This window comes from Acinetobacter sp. YH12134, assembly GCF_013418555.1.
Lineage (GTDB): Bacteria > Pseudomonadota > Gammaproteobacteria > Pseudomonadales > Moraxellaceae > Acinetobacter > Acinetobacter indicus.
Genome location: NZ_VPBT01000048.1, coordinates 1 through 3,881 on the forward strand (window position 1 = coordinate 1; position 3,881 = coordinate 3,881).

The window sequence follows — 3,881 nt, forward strand, 5'->3', positions numbered from 1 at the left end:
TGCCATGTCACTGAATACTCGTCCTAGAAAAGCGTTAGATTGGCTTACACCATTAGAGAAGTTTGCTCAGCTTGTTGATTATCATAAGGCTTTTGAAACTGTCGCACCTCATGTTTGAATTCGCCATATATCCCGCACCAACGCCAGCAATTTCTGATGCACCTTTCGTAGCAAGTGCAGCCGATACTGCTACAATTCCAATAACAATTAATCCTGTGCCACCTGTAGCCAAACCGACAATTAATGCTGCTGTAAATGTGCCAGCAACAATTCCAGTTCCTAGCTTTGCTGTCTCAACCACTGTTGTTCTTGCTTTATCTTCAGGTGCAGCTTCATACACTTTTATGCTTGAACTCACGACATACGTAGCGATAAACACATAGTCATAAAACTTAATAAAAAGCCGAGATGTAATTATCGATCTCGGCTTTTAACACAATTATTTAACCTAGTTCAAAATAATATGACGCCAACATTAGTGACATAAATAAAATTCCAGAAAACAGAATCACATATTGTAAAATAAAAAAAACTGGGAAGCTTGTTAGTAAGCTCTTTAACTGCTCTTGATTCATTTTTAGGAAGAAATCTTTTCTATAAAGACTTTTAAACTTTATCCCTTTCTTTAAATGCAACAGCTCCCTCCAAAAAGTAGTAGGTATAAAGCTAATGTATATAAAATCAAAAGGCTCTAATGGTGCTTTGTACTTTCTTTCATTACCAAAAGCAATCCTGCAAATCCCTCTCAAATTTAAACAAACATATACATACATAACAAAGTATAGTAAAAACATCGCTATAAGGAAAAAGAATGCTAGTGCCCCCATAGGCATTTTTTGAAATACTAAAATAAGTTTATCCATTGTTATTTATCAGCCACAATGTCATACAATCCACCAGCAACATCCCCACTAATATCACCAAAAGCTTTAGATGCTCCAGCTCCCGTTAACGCTACAATCCCAATGACTATAAGTCCAGTTCCACCAGTTGCAAGACCAACAACAATAGCACTTACCACTAATCCAGCACCAATGCCTGCGGTAACTTTAGCAGTCTCAACAACCGTTGTTCTTGCTTTATCCTCAGGTGCAGCTTCATACACTTTTACGCTTGAACTCACAACATCCGCACCAATAGACACATAACCAGCTATTTTTAATTGTGTCGCAAACTTACCGATTTTACCCATTTCTTTGGCGTATTCTTTGAGTCCGCCTTTAAAGTTATTGTCTCTAACCAATGCCGATTGCTTCAACATACGGCGCATATTGGTAGTTTTAATCGACTGATCCCAACGCAAGAATTTCTTAGTTCCTTCGTTATCTAACTCCCTATACAAGTTTGCATACTTCTGTTTGAACTGGGTAAAGTTTTTAGGGTTTGCTAGTCCTGAGCCTTTGGCTTGTTCTTCGGCATACTTTAGGGCGAGTTCGCCATGTAATCTGTAAACCCGATGCGCTTGTCCCTCAACCAATGATAAAGAAGCATCAACCGCCATCTTGTGCTCAAAAAATCCATCTTCTTCTTGCTTATTAAATTTAATCGTTAGGGGATGGTCATTTTCTTCAAAGATATTTTTATTAATAATCTTGGCGTTTTCTCTCAATAATGCATCGTAGAAAAATTCATAGTTTTGTGCGAAAAACACCGCATCAAAATCTTTATCCTTTTTCATTTGCTCTAAATTTTGATGTGCCTGCTGTGCTTGCTTTTTATATTCGGGTAATTCCTTTGCTGTGGTTGAATTTGAGATAATTACCACCTGCCCAGGCTGCAAAACACCCATTGACACCAAATTAGTCAAATGTGGATTGTTCGCTTTTAAAATTCCCCAATCTTTTTCCGTCAATGGCTTTTTAAATACACGTTGCGCCCAAGTCATCACAGGTTCAGACTTTTTAACCAAATACCACGCAACCTCACCGTCATTGATTCGTATTTCTTGTATATTTTCTTTAACGTTTTCTGTTTTTCTGACTGTCGTTTTAAACTCAAAAAAACTCCATTTATTGGGTTCAGGATAGGCTTTGGCGGTAAGCGTTTTAATGACCTCGCCCCGATATTTGATTTTATACATCAACAGTCGATTCGGTTGATAGATATGAAACCATTTACCAAATCCTTTTTCATCGAAGTTTCCTTCGTCTTTGAAAATTGTCTTGCCTAGTTCTCTGTTAACAACTAAAAACTGGAAGGAAAAGTCTTTATATTGCAAAGGTGGATTTACTTTAAACTGTAATCGTGAATAGTACGTTGCCATGTTATTCTTCTTCTCCAGCGACTTCTTGTGCTTCTTCGATTTCACTCGCCATCACATGAGTCACAAGATCTTGAGCTGATGGTGTTGTATTCAGTTTCATTAAACCTTCGGCATTGGTTACGCCTTTCTGCAAATTACCTGCTTGATCAATAATAAAATAAGGCTTATTTGCAAGTGGAATATTGTCTTTCGCTTTCACTAAATATTGAAGAATATAAGGTTGGTTAGCGACAGGCAAGGTCGGAAGTTGAGTTGAAACTTTCGCTCCATTCTTAAACAAATGCTGCCCTGCTTTTGCTTCGAATTTTGCAGGGGTAATAAAAGTAATTCCTTCTTTATTAATAATTATTTGAGAGCCACCAGCCACTTTATGTCCTTTTAATTTGACAATAATGGTCGTGAGAATACAATAAAATCCCAATCAGAGCATTAACTTTCTCGTATGACGTTTATCATCTCAATCCAATTAGAAGATAGTATTATCGTTGCTGCTGATAAACGTGAAGCAACCGAAGATTATGAATTCCTCTCGGATGATTCAGATAAGCTCTATTTTTGGAAGGATGGCATCATTGCTGGCACAGGGGAAAAAACTGTTTTAGATCGTGCAGTTGAGTTCTTTATTAAATTATCCAAATCCAATCTTGAAGACCTGCCAAAGTGCCTAAAAATATCAAGAATGATGCGAGAGTTAGAAGCACATCATTTCCATATTCAAAACTCAAAATTGACCTATTCTGAATATACCGAAACAGGTGCGCAACTTACATCAATACAGCCTGATGAGCATGGTGAATACATCGCAAAGAAATTTGAAACCAACGAGATTATATTATCTTTCTTCAATCCTGATATTTCGGCTATCGTTGCGAATCTGCAAGATTTATATGCCAATCTTAGACCATTTTCTTCATTTGAAAATCAGAATGACTGGATCAATCATTATTTGAATCATTTGTGTCAAATTTTTAAGATTCAAGCCCATAAGGATAATTTAATGAGTCCTTGTTTTGATGTGTACTTTCAAAACAAAGAGACCTATATATATGGACATATTGCCAATACACATACGGCATTAGCAATATAATTTTATTGAATGAGAGTAAGCCAATTCCCATTGTCCAGTCATAATGCCACATCATGGTGATGTCATTTAATTCTATTTTTTACTGTGACAAATGTGACAGATCAAAATAATTTTCTTTATTACACGTAGTTATAAAATAAATCTTGTCAGTAAGCGTCCGCTGAGCCCCACTTTTTCTAACTCATTAATACCGCGATAGTGTCCACTAAAATTTAAGTGGACAGCTATTTATGGATTTAAAGACAGTTTGAACCGTACCGGGTTTGTCGGAGAGTCAATATTCTGAGATGAGAAGCATTGCTTCGCAAGACGTAGCGAAGCGTAGTGTCCCGATGACAAAATTAAAATATACCCCTGAAATCAGAGAAAGAGCGGTTCAATTATTGATTGAATCCGAAAAAGATTATCCATCGTATTGGGCTGCAATCACCGCAATTGCACCTAAGATTGGCTGTACTCCTAAAACACTTCGTGCCTGGCATCAAAAATATTTAGATAAACAAAATCCAGTTAAAGTACAGCAGCTTTCAG

5 protein-coding genes and 2 pseudogenes are annotated in these 3,881 nt (G+C 36.8%); 4 read left to right on the top strand and 3 right to left on the bottom strand.

The features are described 5' to 3' along the window. Nucleotides 1–118, top strand: a pseudogene (locus tag FTU69_RS14575) (IS30 family transposase); the annotation flags it as partial. Then, entirely contained in the window at nucleotides 111–383 is a 273-nt protein-coding gene (locus tag FTU69_RS14860) for a hypothetical protein (RefSeq protein WP_257223660.1), read from the top strand. The pseudogene FTU69_RS14575 and the gene FTU69_RS14860, both read left to right, overlap by 8 nt. Nucleotides 384–443: 60 nt before the next feature. Here FTU69_RS14860 and FTU69_RS14585 read toward each other — a convergent pair whose 3' ends face one another. Genes FTU69_RS14585 through FTU69_RS14595 form a run of 3 tightly spaced genes read right to left on the bottom strand, consistent with a single transcriptional unit; the run spans nucleotide 444 to nucleotide 2,630 of the window. Further along, the gene (locus tag FTU69_RS14585) at nucleotides 444–863 is read right to left on the bottom strand and encodes a hypothetical protein (RefSeq protein ID WP_104488275.1); all 420 of its coding nucleotides are present in this window, start codon (nucleotides 861–863) and stop codon (nucleotides 444–446) included. 2 nt (nucleotides 864–865) lie between these two features. After that, nucleotides 866–2,263, bottom strand: a complete 1,398-nt coding sequence (locus tag FTU69_RS14590) for a hypothetical protein (RefSeq protein WP_180069854.1) — start codon at nucleotides 2,261–2,263, stop codon at nucleotides 866–868. A gap of 1 nt (nucleotide 2,264) precedes the next feature. After that, on the bottom strand, nucleotides 2,265–2,630 hold the full coding sequence (locus FTU69_RS14595) for a hypothetical protein (RefSeq protein ID WP_180104103.1): 366 nt from the start codon (nucleotides 2,628–2,630) through the stop codon (nucleotides 2,265–2,267). Nucleotides 2,631–2,705: 75 nt separating this feature from the next. On the opposite strand from FTU69_RS14595, the gene FTU69_RS14600 reads away from it, so the two are divergent. Then, nucleotides 2,706–3,350 carry a hypothetical protein gene (locus tag FTU69_RS14600; RefSeq protein WP_104488281.1) on the top strand — a complete coding sequence of 215 codons (645 nt, stop codon included), beginning with the start codon at nucleotides 2,706–2,708 and terminating at the stop codon, nucleotides 3,348–3,350. 332 nt (nucleotides 3,351–3,682) lie between these two features. Further along, a pseudogene (locus tag FTU69_RS14605) lies at nucleotides 3,683–3,881 on the top strand (IS3 family transposase); the annotation flags it as partial.